General features: G+C 68.5%; 18 protein-coding genes and 1 tRNA gene. 10 read left to right on the top strand and 9 right to left on the bottom strand.

Translation table 11 applies throughout. The features are described 5' to 3' along the window. Window positions 1-2 precede the first annotated feature (2 nt). On the bottom strand, window positions 3-491 hold the full coding sequence (locus tag ASE89_RS02900; protein ID WP_168427538.1) for a YfiR/HmsC family protein: 489 nt from the start codon (window positions 489-491) through the stop codon (window positions 3-5). Between the two features lie 243 nt (window positions 492-734). Between ASE89_RS02900 and ASE89_RS02895 the strand changes: the two genes are divergently transcribed. The 4 genes from ASE89_RS02895 (at window position 735) to ASE89_RS02885 (ending at window position 3,808) form a co-directional block, all read left to right on the top strand. Then, window positions 735-1,820: a Ca2+-dependent phosphoinositide-specific phospholipase C gene (locus ASE89_RS02895; RefSeq protein WP_236701596.1), complete on the top strand. Its 1,086-nt coding sequence runs from the start codon at window positions 735-737 to the stop codon at window positions 1,818-1,820. Next, on the top strand, window positions 1,817-1,957 hold the full coding sequence (locus tag ASE89_RS20135) for a hypothetical protein (protein WP_156363244.1): 141 nt from the start codon (window positions 1,817-1,819) through the stop codon (window positions 1,955-1,957). The genes ASE89_RS02895 and ASE89_RS20135 overlap by 4 nt, the downstream gene beginning before the upstream one ends. Window positions 1,958-1,976: 19 nt before the next feature. After that, window positions 1,977-2,381, top strand: a complete 405-nt coding sequence (locus ASE89_RS02890; protein WP_056673831.1) for a barstar family protein — start codon at window positions 1,977-1,979, stop codon at window positions 2,379-2,381. A 119-nt stretch (window positions 2,382-2,500) separates the two neighbouring features. Beyond that, the gene (locus ASE89_RS02885) at window positions 2,501-3,808 is read left to right on the top strand and encodes a glycosyltransferase (RefSeq protein ID WP_156363243.1); all 1,308 of its coding nucleotides are present in this window, start codon (window positions 2,501-2,503) and stop codon (window positions 3,806-3,808) included. Here ASE89_RS02885 and ASE89_RS02880 read toward each other — a convergent pair. Next, entirely contained in the window at window positions 3,756-4,730 is a 975-nt protein-coding gene (locus ASE89_RS02880; RefSeq protein WP_056673827.1) for a phosphatase PAP2 family protein, read from the bottom strand. The two genes, ASE89_RS02885 and ASE89_RS02880, sit on opposite strands and share 53 nt — an antisense overlap. Before the next feature lie 166 nt (window positions 4,731-4,896). On the opposite strand from ASE89_RS02880, the gene ASE89_RS02875 reads away from it, so the two are divergent. From ASE89_RS02875 to ASE89_RS02865, 3 genes are read left to right on the top strand one after another with little or no spacing between them, the layout of a single operon-like run. After that, window positions 4,897-5,424 (top strand): sterol desaturase family protein, encoded by a 528-nt coding sequence (locus ASE89_RS02875; protein WP_056673824.1) that lies wholly within the window; start codon window positions 4,897-4,899, stop codon window positions 5,422-5,424. After that, window positions 5,421-6,206 carry a fatty acid desaturase gene (locus ASE89_RS02870; RefSeq protein WP_236701595.1) on the top strand — a complete coding sequence of 262 codons (786 nt, stop codon included), beginning with the start codon at window positions 5,421-5,423 and terminating at the stop codon, window positions 6,204-6,206. The genes ASE89_RS02875 and ASE89_RS02870 overlap by 4 nt, the downstream gene beginning before the upstream one ends. Further along, window positions 6,203-6,958 (top strand): sterol desaturase family protein, encoded by a 756-nt coding sequence (locus ASE89_RS02865; RefSeq protein WP_056673822.1) that lies wholly within the window; start codon window positions 6,203-6,205, stop codon window positions 6,956-6,958. Before ASE89_RS02870 ends, ASE89_RS02865 begins: the two co-directional genes overlap by 4 nt. Before the next feature lie 147 nt (window positions 6,959-7,105). Here ASE89_RS02865 and ASE89_RS02860 read toward each other — a convergent pair whose 3' ends face one another. Together ASE89_RS02860 and ASE89_RS02855 are read right to left on the bottom strand one after the other, a co-directional pair. Beyond that, window positions 7,106-7,375 (bottom strand): hypothetical protein, encoded by a 270-nt coding sequence (locus tag ASE89_RS02860; protein WP_031393429.1) that lies wholly within the window; start codon window positions 7,373-7,375, stop codon window positions 7,106-7,108. 208 nt (window positions 7,376-7,583) lie between these two features. Next, a tRNA-Ser gene (locus ASE89_RS02855) sits at window positions 7,584-7,676 on the bottom strand. A gap of 162 nt (window positions 7,677-7,838) precedes the next feature. Here ASE89_RS02855 and ASE89_RS02850 point away from each other — a divergent pair. Both ASE89_RS02850 and ASE89_RS02845 read left to right on the top strand, forming a co-directional pair. Then, on the top strand, window positions 7,839-8,588 hold the full coding sequence (locus tag ASE89_RS02850; RefSeq protein ID WP_056407073.1) for a DUF1134 domain-containing protein: 750 nt from the start codon (window positions 7,839-7,841) through the stop codon (window positions 8,586-8,588). A gap of 163 nt (window positions 8,589-8,751) precedes the next feature. Continuing rightward, window positions 8,752-9,102, top strand: coding sequence for a hypothetical protein (locus ASE89_RS02845; protein ID WP_056673819.1), 351 nt, complete (start codon window positions 8,752-8,754; stop codon window positions 9,100-9,102). Window positions 9,103-9,161: 59 nt separating this feature from the next. Here ASE89_RS02845 and pyrC read toward each other — a convergent pair whose 3' ends face one another. Beyond that, window positions 9,162-10,196, bottom strand: a complete 1,035-nt coding sequence (gene pyrC, locus ASE89_RS02840; protein ID WP_056673816.1) for a dihydroorotase — start codon at window positions 10,194-10,196, stop codon at window positions 9,162-9,164. 82 nt (window positions 10,197-10,278) lie between these two features. Here pyrC and ygfZ point away from each other — a divergent pair, with 82 nt between their 5' ends. Next, window positions 10,279-11,034 carry a CAF17-like 4Fe-4S cluster assembly/insertion protein YgfZ gene (gene ygfZ / locus ASE89_RS02835; RefSeq protein WP_056675218.1) on the top strand — a complete coding sequence of 252 codons (756 nt, stop codon included), beginning with the start codon at window positions 10,279-10,281 and terminating at the stop codon, window positions 11,032-11,034. Between the two features lie 419 nt (window positions 11,035-11,453). On the opposite strand, the gene ASE89_RS02830 is transcribed toward ygfZ, so the two are convergent. The 4 genes from ASE89_RS02830 to ASE89_RS02815 all read right to left on the bottom strand — a co-directional run bounded on the left by ASE89_RS02830 (window position 11,454) and on the right by ASE89_RS02815 (window position 13,990). Further along, the gene (locus tag ASE89_RS02830) at window positions 11,454-12,578 is read right to left on the bottom strand and encodes an OmpA family protein (RefSeq protein ID WP_056673813.1); all 1,125 of its coding nucleotides are present in this window, start codon (window positions 12,576-12,578) and stop codon (window positions 11,454-11,456) included. A 118-nt stretch (window positions 12,579-12,696) separates the two neighbouring features. Beyond that, complete coding sequence (locus ASE89_RS02825; protein WP_056673810.1) at window positions 12,697-13,200, bottom strand: DUF2793 domain-containing protein; 504 nt, start codon at window positions 13,198-13,200, stop codon at window positions 12,697-12,699. Window positions 13,201-13,217: 17 nt separating this feature from the next. Next, window positions 13,218-13,586, bottom strand: coding sequence for a hypothetical protein (locus tag ASE89_RS02820; RefSeq protein WP_056673808.1), 369 nt, complete (start codon window positions 13,584-13,586; stop codon window positions 13,218-13,220). After that, complete coding sequence (locus ASE89_RS02815) at window positions 13,586-13,990, bottom strand: hypothetical protein (protein ID WP_156363241.1); 405 nt, start codon at window positions 13,988-13,990, stop codon at window positions 13,586-13,588. Before ASE89_RS02815 ends, ASE89_RS02820 begins: the two co-directional genes overlap by 1 nt. Window positions 13,991-14,078 lie beyond the last annotated feature (88 nt).

The raw sequence follows: 14,078 nt of genomic DNA, 5'->3' as shown, positions 1-14,078 counted from the left end.
CGTTAAATTTCCTTGATCAGCATCAGGAATGCCGACCCGAATCTGATATTGGCAGCACGCGCCGCGGCGCGATTGACGGTGATCTGGGTCTTGGGACCCGAAGTGATGCCGACCACGCACCGCGCGGTCTGCACGCAGGCGGGATCCGACGAGATCGTCAGGACCGACGATCTGGCGGCCGCGGCGGCGATGCCGGCATGCTCCGCGCGCAACCCCGTCGTGACGAAGGCGAGGCGGAATCCGGCCAGCGACCCGATCGCGCCGACCGGCACGCGGCGCGCGCGGATCGCGCTGCGTCCGGCGGCCAGCCCCGATCCGATCGCCCGCTCGATCGCCGCCGCCTCGGCCTCCGATGCCGCATTGCCCGGCTCGAACACGATCGCCGCGGCGACCGTCCCCGCCGGACCGGGCTGAAGGAACGACACGACGCGCGCCGCGATCGGCACGTTCAGTTCCGCGGACAGCGGCGTCGCGCTGCCCAGCGCGGCCACGCCGCACATCCATATCCAAGGTCTAAACACGCTGTCCCCCACTGAGGGGACAGCGAGTATCACCCGATATTGTCCAATTAGTTAATGGCTTAGAGACCGCGATACACAATCTGCGGCCCCATCGCGCGGGCCGCCGCGCGCCCAATTAAGACGGTCGCGTAACAGAACGGTCCTCTGCGCGTCATCTGGCGCGGCCATAGCCCGCGAACGACGCCGGCCGGGCGCCAACAGGGCAGGACAATCATGCGTATCTCGACGATGCTGCGGGCGACCGCGGCGGTTCTCCCCCTCGCCCTGTTCGCCGGCACCGCGACCGCGAAAAAGGCCGAACCGCTGCGGATCAACGACATCGCCGTCATCGGCACGCACAACAGCTACAAGCAGCCGATGCCCGCCGCGACGATGGCGAAGGTGCGCGCGGCCGATCCGGCGATGGCCGACGCGCTCGACTATGCGCACCGCAGCCTCGTCGACCAGCTCGACGCGGGCGCGCGCCAGCTCGAGATCGACGTGAACTATGATCCGCAGGGCGGGCATTATGCGCGCGGCTCGTCGGACCCGAAGCTGCAGCGGCCGGGCTTCAAGGTGCTGCACATCCCCGGCATCGACAATGCGTCGAGCTGCGTCCTGCTCACCGAATGCCTGACAATCGTCCGCGACTGGTCGGCCCGTCATCCGCGTCACGTCCCGATCCTGCTGATGTTCAACGCCAAGGACGAACAGAACGCCGCGCGCGGCGGCATCGACGCGCTGCCGTTCGACGCGGCCGCCTATGACGCGCTCGATGCGGAGATTCGCTCGGTGCTCGCGCCGGCCAGGCTGATCGTGCCCGACGACGTGCAGGGACGCTATCCGACGCTGCGTGACGCCGTCCTCGCCGACAACTGGCCGCTGCTCGAGCCGTCGCGCGGCAAATTCCTGTTCGCGCTCGACGAGCCCCCCGCCAAGGTCGCGGTCTATCGCGGCGCGCGCCGCTCGCTCGAAGGCCGGGTGTTCTTCATCAACACCGACGAGGCGTCGCCCGCCGCCGCCTATCTGACGCTCAACGACCCGGTCGGCGACGCCGAACGCATCCGCCGCGACGTGCGCGCGGGCTTCCTCGTCCGCACCCGCGCCGACGCCAACACGCGCGAGGCGCGCGCCAATGACGGCGTGCCGCGCAACACCGCGCTGGCGGGCGGCGCGCACTATGTCTCGACCGACTATCTCTGGCCCGACCCGCGCTTCGCCGGCGGCTACCGCGTCGCGCTCCCCGACGGCCATGTCGCGCGCTGCAACCCCGTCCGCATCGCCAAGCAATGCGGCGACCTCGAAGGATCCGCAAAGTGAAACCGGTCGTCGTCGCCACGCTGCGCACCGCCCCCGACTTCCGCCGCGACATCGACGCCGCGCGCACGGAACTCGCGCACGCCGCGGGCGCTGTCCCCGATATGTCGCAGTGCCGGATCGAGGCCGGCGCCAGCTAGCAGACGGACCAGCACGCGGATGATCGACGACCCCAGGGCCACGACCCTCACGATCGCCGGCCGCGCGATCCGCGACATTGCGAGCTTCTACGACGAGATCAACCGCGTCTTCATGGCGGGCGAGGACTGGTCGCTCGGCCCCAGCCTCGATGCGCTCGACGACCTGTTCTACGGCGGCTACGGCGCGCTTGCGGGCAAGGCCCCGGTCATCCTCGTCTGGCAGGATATCGAGACAAGCCGCGCCGCGCTCGGCATCGCCGCCACCAGAGCCCATCTCCGCGCCAAGCTCCAGAACACGGCCTTCGACGCCGCCCGCATCACCGCCCAGCTCGACGCGCTCGAACAGGGTCGCGGCGAAACCTATTTCGACACCATCCTGACGATCATCGGCGACCACCCGAACATCCACCTCGTCCGCGGCTGAGATCGATCGCAGGGGGAGATCGTTACCAAGTTATACTCGATCACCGTATTGCGACTATCGCGCGTCGCATCCATGCTGATAGTGGCGGCCCTACCAGACGGCGTCGGAAAGCTCCTGAATTGACTGTTGCAGGGCGGCATATCGCCATCATCGCGCCGCCGACCGCCGGGCACATCAATCCTCTGGTCGCGCTGGGCACATCGCTCGTCGCCGCGGGACACCGGGTCACGCTGGTGCATATGGCCGACGTCGCGGCGATGCTGCCCCGTGGCGACGTCGCGTTTGCGCCGCTCGACCATCCCGCGGACCGCCAGGGCCTGCTGGCCGAACATTATCGCAAGCTCGCCCAGCCCTCGGGGCCGGTCGGGCTGCCGCGCATGATCCGCAGCACCGCGGCGATGACCGAGCTCCTGCTCGCGGCGCTGCCGGCCACCCTCACGCGGCTCGGCGTCGATGCGGTCGTGGCGGATTCAGTCGAGCCGGCGGGGGCGCTGGTGGCACGCCATCTCGGCCTGCCGTTCGTGACCGCGATCACCGGGCTGCCGCTGCTCCGCGAGCCGATGATCCCCCCGCCCTTTCTCGGCTGGGCCTACCGGGCCGATGCGCTCGGGCGGAATCGCAACAATGGCGGCTATGCGGTCAGCGACCTGCTGATGCGCCCGGTGACCCGCATCGTGACGACCTATGCACAGCTTTGGGGGCTCGACCCCGACCCGCAGCAGCAATGGTCCGACCGCCTGCAGATCGCGCAATGCCCGGCAGGGCTCGACTTTCCGCGCACCGCGCTGCCCCCGAGCTTCCGGTACGGCGCGCCGTGGCGCCTCGACGAACCCGTGGACGATATCCCCGAAAGCGACGGCCGACCGCTGATATACTGCTCGCTCGGGTCGCTGCAGGGTGCGCGCCGGTCGCTATTTGCCGCGATGACCGCCGCCTGTGCCGCGGTCGGTGCGCGCGCGGTGGTCGCGCATGGCGGCGGCCTGAGCGACGGCGACGCGGCCTCGCTGCCCGGCGACCCGCTGATCCGCGCCTTCTGGTCGCAGACGCGTATCCTGCCGCACTGTTCGGCAGCCATTCTCCACGGCGGCTTCAACACCGTGCTCGACGCGCTCGCGGCGGGCGTGCCGATCGTCACCGTGCCACTGGCGTTCGAACAGCCGGCGACCGCGGCACGGCTGAAGCGGATCGGCGCGGCGCGCATCGTATCCGCCGCCGACGCCGCCAAAGGCGGGCTCGAACCGGCGCTGCGCCATGTCCTGACCGATCCGGGCTATCGCCGTGCGGCAGGCCTGCTCGCGGCGGAGATGGCGATGGCGGGGGGCGCTGCCGACGCGGCCGCGTGCGTCGAGGCGGCGCTGCGCGACGACGCGATCGTTATGCCGGCAGGCCTGGACCTGGCTGAGGACAGGGCTGCCTGCGCTGCGTGAGGCGCTGCGCCGCGACGATCGCGGGCGGCGCGAGCAGCAGCCCCATCAGCACGTCGACCCCGTAGTGACCGCCGAACACCGGCGTCGCGACGATCGTCAGGATCGCCCAGCCACGGCCCGGTCCGGCAAGGCGCGGCATCGCACCGAAGGCCCAGATGAAGATCGCGGCGAGCGTCGCATGGAAGCTGGGAAAGCTGACGATCCCCATCAGCATGGTGAGATCCAGCACGCGCAGCGATCCGTCGCGCAGTCCCGAGATCAGCCCCTGTTCCAGCCACGCGATCGACGGCCAGAGATGCACGTAGCGCGCCGGGTCGAACAGGTTTCCCATCGCGGGCGTCAGACCCGAGATCAGGATCGTGACGAACCCGGACAGGATCGCGGCGCACACCATCGTCCGCAGCGTGTCGAACTTCCCCATTCCGCTCAGCGCGACGATGACGACGATCATCTGCACCGTCAGGCTGTGATAGGCGAGGCCCAGCAGCCAGATCAGCGGCGGACACTGGTCGAGCAGCGCAAGCACGACCGGCCAGTCGAAGCCGACCGCACGATCCGCCGCCGCCAGCCGGGCATCCCACAAGGTGCCGGACTTCGCGGCCAGCGCATAGGCGAGGACCACGCCGAACAGCGTGAACAGCGTCATCTGCAGAAACGCCCTCGCCCCCGCGGCAAGACGCGGTCGCGCGCTGTACCGGCCGATCGCCAGCGCGCCGCCCAGCGCGAGCAGCGACAGGATCGCCGGCAGCGCCCGCAGCGGATCGACCGTGAAGCGGTCATCCTGCTGCGCGACGAGGAAACTGAGGATCATGGCTGCGACCAGCAACCAGGACGGGGTGTCGCGGTGGTCGGCACGGAAATTCGAAGCGGGCATCGGGGTCGAACGCAGCGTCCCGCCCTGCGGTGCCGCGATCGATCGCATCCGTATGATTTACCTGTGTATGCTACCGCCGACCCGCGGCTGCCGACGCGGTGCCGCGCGTGCTTTTATGGCGGCGCGCCCTCGCATCGTCCGCCGCGAACGGTTATATATACGCCATGTTGAATGCACTGTTTCTGGTCAGCGCCGATTTGCCCGATCGCGCGTCATGACCTGGGTCGAGAAACTGGCGATCGTCGTCGGCATGGTCCTGTTCATGGAGTGCTTCGCTTGGGCGACGCACCGCTATGTGATGCACGGCTGGGGCTGGGGCTGGCACAAGTCGCATCACGAGGAGCATGAGGGCTGGTTCGAGAAGAACGACCTTTATGCGATCGTCTTCGCGATCGTGCCGATCGTGCTGTTCGTGGTCGGGCTCTGGTACCCGCCGCTCTGGTGGGCGGCGCTCGGCATCACCGTCTATGGCGGCATCTACGCCTTCGTCCATGACATGCTCGTGCATCAGCGCGGCGGCTTCCGCTGGGTGCCCAAACAGGGCTATTTCAAGCGACTGCTCCAGGCGCATCGCCTCCATCACGCGGTCGAGGGCAAGGACGGCACCGTCAGCCACGGCTTCCTGTTCGCGCGCAAGCCTGCGGTGCTGAAGGCGCAGCTGCGCGCCAATGCCGATGCGCAGCGTCGTTCGGCTCGTCCCGCGCGGACCCCGAACACCAGTCCGGCAGACCAGCGCGGGTGAGCATCACCGCCGCCCGCCCGTCAGACGCGATGAAGCGCCAGATGCGGATCGGCGTGTCGCTGTCGGCCGCGATCATGGTCGCGTGGCTCGCCATCCACATCACCGGCATCTTCTTCTGGCAGTGGAGCCTCGCGACGCTGCCGGTCGCGGTCCTGATGGTCCTCGTGCAGACCTGGCTCTCCACCGGGCTGTTCATCGTCGCGCATGATTCGATGCATGGTGCGCTCGCTCCCGAGCATCCAAGGCTGAACCGGGCGATCGGCGCGACCTGTCTCTCGCTCTATGCCTGCCTGTCCTATGCGTCCCTGCTCCCGCAGCATCATCTCCACCACAAGCAGACCGGACGCGCCGGGGATCCCGATTTCCATGGCGGCGACCCGCGGCTGACCCGCTGGTTCCTGCAGTTCTTCAAGACCTATTATTCGCACGGCCAGATCATCCGCATCACATTGGTGGCGCTGGTCTATACGTTGCTGCTCGGCGCGCCGCTCGGCAACATCGTGATCTTCTGGGCGCTGCCCGCGCTCGGCGCGGTCGCGCAGCTGTTCGTCTTCGGCACCTGGCTGCCGCACCGCGAGCGCGACCTGCCCTTCGCGGATACCCACCGCGCGCACAGCCTCGACATCGGACCCGCGCTGTCGCTGATGACGTGCTTCCACTTTGGCGGCTATCATCACGAACATCATCTCTCGCCGGGCACGCCGTGGTGGGGGCTGCCCGCGCGGCGACGTGCGCTTGCGGTTCGCGCCGCCGACCGCCGCGGTGTAGAGGACCCCGCATGACGCTTGCCATCATCCTCTCCGCCATTGCGATGACCGTCATCGTCGGGGTCCGCTATCTGCTCGTGTCGGGCGCGTTCGCCTGGATCACGACGCGCAAGCATCCGGGGCTGTATCTCGGGCTCGATCCGCAGGTCCGGCGCGAGATCGTCTGGAGCCTCGCCTCCGCCGCGCTCTACGGCATCCCCGCCGGCGTCGTCGCCTGGGGCTGGCAGCATCGCGGCTGGACGCAGGTCTATGCCGATGTCCACGCCTATCCGCTCTGGTACCTCCCGGTCTCGGTGTTCGCCTATCTGCTCCTCCACGATGCCTGGTTCTACTGGACGCATCGCTGGATGCATCGCCCCGCCCCGTTCAAGCTCGCGCACGCGCTCCATCACGCCAGCCGTCCGCCGACGGCATGGGCCGCCATGGCGTTCCACCCGATCGAGGCGCTGAGCGGCGCGATCGTCATTCCGCTGCTCGTCTTCTTCGTGCCGATCCACATCTACGGGCTGGGGGTCGTGCTGACGATCATGACGATGATGGGCGTGACCAACCACATGGGGTGGGAGATCTTCCCGCGCTTCATGTGGAGCGGCCCCTTGGGCGGCTGGCTGATCACCGCCAGCCATCATCAGCGCCATCACGAACTCTATGGCTGCAATTACGGCCTGTATTTCCGCCACTGGGACCGGCTGTGCCACACCGATCGCGGCGTCGGCGATTTCACCCGCGAACATGCCCGCGCCGCCAGGCGGGCTGATGCGGCCTGACCAGCCGACTGCGCGATAGGCGACGCCAGCGGCGCCCGGCTCACACTCCCCGAACGCAAAAAGGGCATCCGGGTCGCCCCGGATGCCCTTTTCTGCACGTCGCTTGGGGTCGCAGGCAGCTTGGCCCGCGCCCCTGAGCGTTGTGGCTCAGATACCGTTCGACAGATTGGTATCCGCGTCGTTGGTGCGCATGTCTTCAGCCTGGTTCTGGCCGGTCGCACGCACCGCGTCAGCCTTGTTCTCGAGGCTTTCTTCCGCTGCTTCGTTGCCCGTGAGGTCGGCAGCGTCCTCGAGGTTGTCAGCGACCGCCTCGGTGTTCGACTCGATGTTGTCGGCTGCCTGCTCGCGCGGGCTGGTGTTGCAAGCTGCGAGCGAGAACAGGCCGGCAGCGACGGCGACAGCGAAAATCTTCTTCATGATCAACCCTCTTAGTGGTGCCACACGCATACACGACAACAGCCGAGATTCAACGCCGATCCGTTAAGTGGGATATCGAAGCGCAGCGATGATTGAAGAGGGGCGGACGTCAAAGTCGCGCTTGGCCCACCGCAGAACTGGCCCGCCACCCTGCGTCGGCACGCTACGATGGGGGGCACACCACCGATGACGCTGCCGGTGGGGGAAATGGCGGAGACGGAGGGATTCGAACCCTCGGTACCAGTAAACCCGGTACGGCGGTTTAGCAAACCGCTGGTTTCAGCCACTCACCCACGTCTCCGGCTGCAGCAGATGCGGGGCTATAGCGAGGGTCTGCGGCGGGGGCAACCGTCGTTACGCGGGTACCGGACGCGAATTCGACTCTTCCCGCCGTTTCATTCATTGCGGGGTCAGGCGGGGGTTTGTTAACTCACGCGCACTCGGCATTGGGGAAGATAGCATCATGCGCAGTTTCTGGCTTGGCCTCGGCGCCTTCGCAGCGTCGATCGCGAGCAGCGCGCCCGCACAGGTCCGCACGATCGATCCCAACCAGGCGATCGACGGGGATCTCGCGCCCCAGACCAGCACCACCCCATCGCGGGGGCAGCAGGTCCCCGACCAGCGCTATCCCGAGCCCGCGCCGGTCGAGCCGGTCCAGCCCGCCGCGCCGCCCCCACCCGCGCCTGGCCCCGGCGCGACGACGCGCGCGGAGGCGACGATGAGCGCCGCCGACACCTATGAGCGCGACGACCTGCTCGCCGCGGGCGAAGGCGTGTTCGGCAAGGGCGCGGCCGGGCTCGGCGGGATCCTCGAGAACATCCTGAAGGACCAGGGCCAGCCCAATGCCTATATTGCCGGGCGCGAGGCGTCGGGCGCGTTCATCCTCGGCGTGCGCTACGGCTCGGGGCTGATGAACCACAAGGTCGAGGGCGAGAAGCCGGTCTACTGGACCGGGCCGTCGGTCGGCTTCGACGTCGGCGGCGACGCGAACAAGGTGTTCGTGCTGGTCTACAATCTCTACGACACCGAGGAACTCTACAAGCGCTTCCCCGCGGTCGAGGGCCGGCTCTATCTCGTCGGCGGATTCGCCGCGACCTATCTGCGGCGCGGCAACGTCGTGCTGATCCCGATCCGGCTCGGCGTCGGCTGGCGCGCGGGCGTGAACGTCGGGTACATGAACATCACCCACAAGAGCAGATGGCTACCGTTTTAAGGCGCAGCGCGGCGAGCGGCAACGCCCGCTCGACTCGCGCAAGCCCGGCCGGCGGCGCGTAGCGCCGTCCGACGACGCGGGCTTTGCCCGCGGCACGGCGCCACCCCCGCGGGACACCAGCCCCCGGTAGCGCCCACCCCCACAATCCCCTACCACCCCCGCCATGGCCAAACCCGACCGCCTCGCCCGTCTCGACGCCCAGCGCGAGGATCTCGAAACCGACTATCGCGCAACGCTGATCGCCGCGCTCGAAAAGACCGCGAACGGCGCGCTCGGGCTGTTCGACCGCAGCAGCGACCGCCGCGTCCGCACCGCAATCGCCCCGACGATCGCCGCGCTGCGTGAAATGGGGACCGAGATCGACGCGATGCGCGACCGGCTGATGCTCGACCCGTTCGCGCTCCACCGCGACTTCTTCGCGGCACGCGGGCCGGTCAGCGCGAGCGCGCCCGGCGAGCAAAAGGAAGCGCGGCTCTGGCTCGACCGACTCGCACAGGAGGATCCGGCGAACTGACGCCCCACCGTCATCCTGACGTTCGTCAGGATGACGGAAAAGGCAGAGGCGTGCGCGCCTTAGCCCGCGAACCGCCACCCAGCATCAGTCCCCGCCAGGAACGGCACGACCGCGGTATCCCCCTCCCCGACCCGTTCGGGCACCATCACGCTCTCGCGCACCAGCGTCACCGTGCCCTCGTTCAGCGGCAGCCCGTAGAAGCGCGCGCCGTGCTCCGACGCGAACCCCTCGAACCGGTCGATCGCGCCCTCCGCATCGAATACGCCGAGATACGCCTCGAGCGCGAACGGCGCGTTGAAGATCCCTGCACAGCCGCAGCCCGATTCCTTCGCCCCCACGACATGCGGCGCGCTGTCGGTGCCGAGAAAGAAGCGCGGGGATCCCGACACCGCGGCCTTCCGCACCGCCAGCCGGTGGGTCTCGCGCTTGAGCACGGGCAGGCAATAGGCGTGCGGCCTGAGCCCGCCGTCGAACAGCGCGTTGCGATTGATCAGCAGATGCTGCGGGGTGATCGTCGCGGCGATCGGATGGTCCGCCTCGGTCACGAACGCCGCGGCCTCGGCGGTGGTGATGTGCTCGAGCACGATCTTCAGCCCCGGATAGTCGCGCGTCAGCGGCGCGAGCGTCCGCTCGACGAACACCGTCTCGCGGTCGAAGATGTCGATCGACTTGTCCGTCACCTCGCCGTGGATCAGCAGCGGCATGCCGATCCGCTGCAGCGTCTCGAGCACGCCGGTCAGCGCGCGGATATCGGTGACGCCGTGCGCCGAATTGGTCGTCGCATGCGCGGGGTAGAGCTTGCACGCGGTGAACACGCCCTCGGCATGGCCCCGCGCGATCTCGGCCGGATCGGTGCCGTCGGTCAGATAGCAGGTCATCAGCGGCGTGAAATCGGCACCGCCGACCGCGGCGAGGATCCGCTCGCGATAGGCGCGCGCGGCGGCGATCGTCGTCACCGGCGGGGTGAGGTTGGGCATGATGATCGCGCGCGCGAACTGCCGCGCGCTGTGCGGCGCGACCGCGTCCAGCATCGCGCCGTCGCGCAGGTGGAGATGCCAGTCGTCGGGGCGGCGGATCGTGATGCTGTCGGTCATGCGCCCTCCTACCGACGCGCGGCAGGCGACGCCAGACGGTTGCGCGCCTTGGAAATCGCCGGGCGCACACTAGGTGAAGGAGATGACCCAGACCGACAGCGCAACCCTTCTCGCCGACCGCGCGGTGCTGCGCATCGCGGGCGAGGACGTCCGCGGCTTCCTGCAGGGGCTGGTGACCGCCGACACCGCGTTGCTCGCGCCCGGCGCGCCCGCCTGGGCCGCTTTGCTGTCGCCGCAGGGGAAGGTGCTGTTCGACTTCATCCTCTGGGCGGACGGTGCCGACGTGCTGGTCGATGTCGAGGCCACGCAGGCCGAGGCGCTGGCGAAGCGCCTGACGCTCTACCGCCTGCGCCGCGCGATCACGATCGCGCCCGATCCGCTCCACGTCCACTGGTCGCCGACGGGGACTGAGGGCAGCCCCGACCCGCGGCTTCCCGCGCTCGGCCACCGCTGGCTCGCCCCCGCGGACGCGGCGGCAGGCGATGCGTCGCCCGCCTGGCACGCGCACCGGCTGTCGCTCGGCGTCACCGAAGGCGTCGCCGAGCTCGGCAATGGCGAGACGCTCTGGCTCGAATGCAATGCGCGCGAGCTGAACGGCGTCAGCTTCACCAAGGGCTGCTATGTCGGCCAGGAGAACACCGCGCGGATGCACCACCGTTCGAAGGTCAACCGCCGCCTCGTCGTCGCGCCCTTCACCGAACCGAGCAGCCGCACCCGCGTCACCTATCCCGACCTCGCCCTGATGATCGACCACCGCCGCACCGACGCCTTAGGCGACGCGCTCATCCCCACCTGGCTCGCCCCCGCCCTCGAGGCCGACGATCCCCCCAAGGCGTAAACGCCGCCGCCAGGCGCCGTGACAACGATCTCACGCGAAGGCGCGAAGGCGCAAAGATTGCACGTCGGCCGGCCGGCCGCCCCGACCACATCGGCGAAGCCGCGCCCCGCCGCCCGGCGGCACATAAGAAAGCAGCCCCAAGATCTTCGCGCCTTCGCGCCTTCGCGTGAACATTTCCGACGCACGCCCATGCGCGACCGCGCCGAAGCATCCCGTGCGGCATGCCAAATCCTGCCCAAATCTCCGTGATGCACCCACGCAGCCCATCCAAGAGACTCCGCGGCCTCCGCGCCTCCGCGCGAACCAACCTTCTTCGCCCGCCCCAGGAACGCCAGACAAAAGAAAAGGGAGGCCGGCTCGCGCCGACCTCCCCAATCTTTTTCCCGCATCCGACCCCGAAGGATCGGAAGGCGGAAGTCTTACTGGCCCGAACCCGGACCGTAGGTGACTTCCACGCGACGGTTCTGCACTTCGCGCACGCCATCGGCGGTGTCGACGCGCGGACGGCTCTCACCGAACGCTTCGGTCGAGATCACGCCATCCGGGATCGCATGCGACGACAGATAGGCGCGGACGCCGTCTGCACGACGCTGCGAGAGACCGACGTTGTACGACGCCGAACCCGACTTATCGGCGTGGCCTGCCAGCATGACCTGTGCGTTGCCGCACGACTGGTACTGCGTGACGGCGTTGTCGAGGATCGACGCAGCCTCAGGCGTGATGTCCGACTTGTCCCACTCGAAGAACACGATGAACGGACCAGGCGAGCAAACGACCTCGACCGGCGCCGGCGGCGGCGGGGGAGCCATCGGCTCGGGTGCCGGCGGCGGGGGAGGAGGTGCCATCGGCTCGGCAGGGGCGCCGAAGTTGTACGTCACACCACCAAGGATGCTGTGCGAACGGTAACGACCGTCGAACACGCGGTTGGTGTTGTCGACCAGCTTGACGTTCTCGGCGTTGAAGAAACGATACTTCAGCGTCGCGTCGATGTGGTCGGTCAGCGGTGCACGGATACCGGCGAGGCCCTGATAGGCGAACACGGTGTCCGAATCGTTCAGGAACGAACCGTTGTCGTTGAGGGCGTAGTTCGCCTTGACGCGAGCAACACCGACACCACCGCCGACAAAGCCCTGGATGCCGTCATCCGGACCGAAGTCCAGCAGGCCGTTCAGCATGAAGCTGAGTGCCGACGAAGAACCGCCAGCATAGTCATAGTTGCCAGCCGGTACGGCGACGAGCGCGCCTGCACCGGTGAAAGCTGGCGTGGTCGTGGTCGACGAATAGCCGTCCACAGTAGCCTTGCGGTAACCGACTTCGGTTTCGAGGCGGAAGCCACCGAAATCATAGCCCATGACTGCGTCGACGTCATAACCATAGTCATGGTCGACCGAACCGGCATTGTTCAGAGCACCGATGTCGTAATCGATGTCTTCAACGATCATCGCACCGCCTTCGATGCCAACGTACCACGACTTGTCGCGGGCGAGGGCAGGAGTGGCGAGTGCGGTGGAGGCGAGTGCCAGAACGACGGCAAGCTTCCGCATATAAATCCCCTTTCATGAGTGTCACACGGACATCGCAAACTCCCTATCCTTCGGCTTGTTTCCACGCAAGCGCACAAAAGTTCGGGGTGTTGCTGGAACGCCACAGTTTTTGGAGTGTTTAGGCGGCGATCAATCCGTGGCTCCTCAATAGCACCAGAACGGCGGAAAGTGTAGCCCGGGCGGACGTATCGACCACGGTTCCGCCGACCGGATCGGCAATTGCCGCGCCTTGCGCGCCGACCACCTTGTTACCACCGATCACGACTCGCCCGCCGGTGATATCGGCGGCTGTCCAGCCCGCCCCGTCGTACCGGATCAGCGTCGCCAGATCCTCGCGCCACACCGTCATGCCGGCCCGCGGCGCGGCGAACCGCCAGCCCCCCGCCGTCCAGCCCGCCAGCGCCTGCGCATGGCCCCCCCAGTCCCCGGTCGGCGCGGCCCCGACGATCCAGCACGCGCCGGTCGCGGGCGTGGCCGGCGGCACGTTCAGCCCGACCGTGACCACGCTCGGCTGGAGCAGCAGATCGATCAGCGCGAGCGCCTCGTTATGCACCATCTCCTTCTGCGCCTGCCCCGGCTGCAGCAGCCGCAACCCCGTCCGCACGCTCGTCTCGTCCGTCATCGCCACTCTCCCCCTCGTCACACCATCAGCACCGCGGGCAGCGACACGCCGAAGTCGCCGCGCTGGCGCACCTCGACGCGCACAGCCCCCGCTACGCGTTCCGCCGCGGACAGCGTCACGACCGGCGTCGCGGTCTCGACGAGCCGCGTCACCCCCGCGCCCGTCACGATCCTCACCGCATAGGCTTCGCCCCCCTCGCCCAGCGGCACGTCGCCACCATCGATCCAGCGCCACCCCGCCCGGCTCCGCCGCGTCCAGCGCAGCGTCGCACCGCCATCCGCCGTGATCGTCGCGCGCAAGCCGACCGGCGACGGCGGCAGCACCGACGCCCCCGCCAGCACCAGCCGCGTCTCGACCGGCACCGCATCGCCCACCCCCGACGCCATCACCCGCACCGTCCTGCATCCGCCTCGACGCTCACCCGCTCGGGCCGCAGCGCGTACAGCTCGGCCGCGCCGCCATCGGCATCGCGCAGCACCTGGACATGGGCATTGCCGTGGAGCAGCAGCTGCGCCGCCACCGTCTCGATCAGCATCTGCCCCCCCGACCGCGCGGTGACGAGCGCGACCAGCGCCGGATCCGACCCGTCGAGCGGCGCCGACCCGACGCCCTCGACGACCAGCTTCACCGCCCGCTGCGCCACCGCATTCCCCAGATACGCCTCGCGCACCTGCGCCTCATACCCCCGCGCCCCCGCGACAACGCCCGCCCCCGCCCAGCCAAGACTCCCCGCCCCCGACAAAGCCGGCCGCGCGCCCTCCCGCCCGGACTTCCACCCGAACAACCCCATAGAATCCTCCCGAAAACCATAACAAAAACCCCTCTCCCCCAGGGGAGAGGGACCCAAAAACCCCTCTCCCCTCGGGGGAGAGGGAGGG

Source organism: Sphingomonas sp. Leaf30, from assembly GCF_001422525.1.
Taxonomy (GTDB): domain Bacteria; phylum Pseudomonadota; class Alphaproteobacteria; order Sphingomonadales; family Sphingomonadaceae; genus Sphingomonas; species Sphingomonas aerolata.
This window is presented reverse-complemented; position numbering and strand designations above follow the sequence as displayed.

Excerpts from the sequence above, each read along its gene's own strand:
- ASE89_RS02895 (WP_236701596.1), top strand. The coding sequence starts at position 735 with ATGCGTATCTCGACGATGCTGCGGGCGACCGCGGCGGTTCTCCCCCTC.
- ASE89_RS02890 (WP_056673831.1), top strand. The coding sequence starts at position 1,977 with ATGATCGACGACCCCAGGGCCACGACCCTCACGATCGCCGGCCGCGCG.
- ASE89_RS02880 (WP_056673827.1), bottom strand. The coding sequence starts at position 4,730 with ATGCGATCGATCGCGGCACCGCAGGGCGGGACGCTGCGTTCGACCCCG.
- ASE89_RS02875 (WP_056673824.1), top strand. The coding sequence starts at position 4,897 with ATGACCTGGGTCGAGAAACTGGCGATCGTCGTCGGCATGGTCCTGTTC.
- ASE89_RS02865 (WP_056673822.1), top strand. The coding sequence starts at position 6,203 with ATGACGCTTGCCATCATCCTCTCCGCCATTGCGATGACCGTCATCGTC.
- ASE89_RS02860 (WP_031393429.1), bottom strand. The coding sequence starts at position 7,375 with ATGAAGAAGATTTTCGCTGTCGCCGTCGCTGCCGGCCTGTTCTCGCTC.
- ASE89_RS02850 (WP_056407073.1), top strand. The coding sequence starts at position 7,839 with ATGCGCAGTTTCTGGCTTGGCCTCGGCGCCTTCGCAGCGTCGATCGCG.
- ASE89_RS02845 (WP_056673819.1), top strand. The coding sequence starts at position 8,752 with ATGGCCAAACCCGACCGCCTCGCCCGTCTCGACGCCCAGCGCGAGGAT.
- pyrC (WP_056673816.1), bottom strand. The coding sequence starts at position 10,196 with ATGACCGACAGCATCACGATCCGCCGCCCCGACGACTGGCATCTCCAC.
- ygfZ (WP_056675218.1), top strand. The coding sequence starts at position 10,279 with ATGACCCAGACCGACAGCGCAACCCTTCTCGCCGACCGCGCGGTGCTG.
- ASE89_RS02830 (WP_056673813.1), bottom strand. The coding sequence starts at position 12,578 with ATGCGGAAGCTTGCCGTCGTTCTGGCACTCGCCTCCACCGCACTCGCC.
- ASE89_RS02825 (WP_056673810.1), bottom strand. The coding sequence starts at position 13,200 with ATGACGGACGAGACGAGCGTGCGGACGGGGTTGCGGCTGCTGCAGCCG.
- ASE89_RS02820 (WP_056673808.1), bottom strand. The coding sequence starts at position 13,586 with ATGGCGTCGGGGGTGGGCGATGCGGTGCCGGTCGAGACGCGGCTGGTG.
- ASE89_RS02815 (WP_156363241.1), bottom strand. The coding sequence starts at position 13,990 with ATGGGGTTGTTCGGGTGGAAGTCCGGGCGGGAGGGCGCGCGGCCGGCT.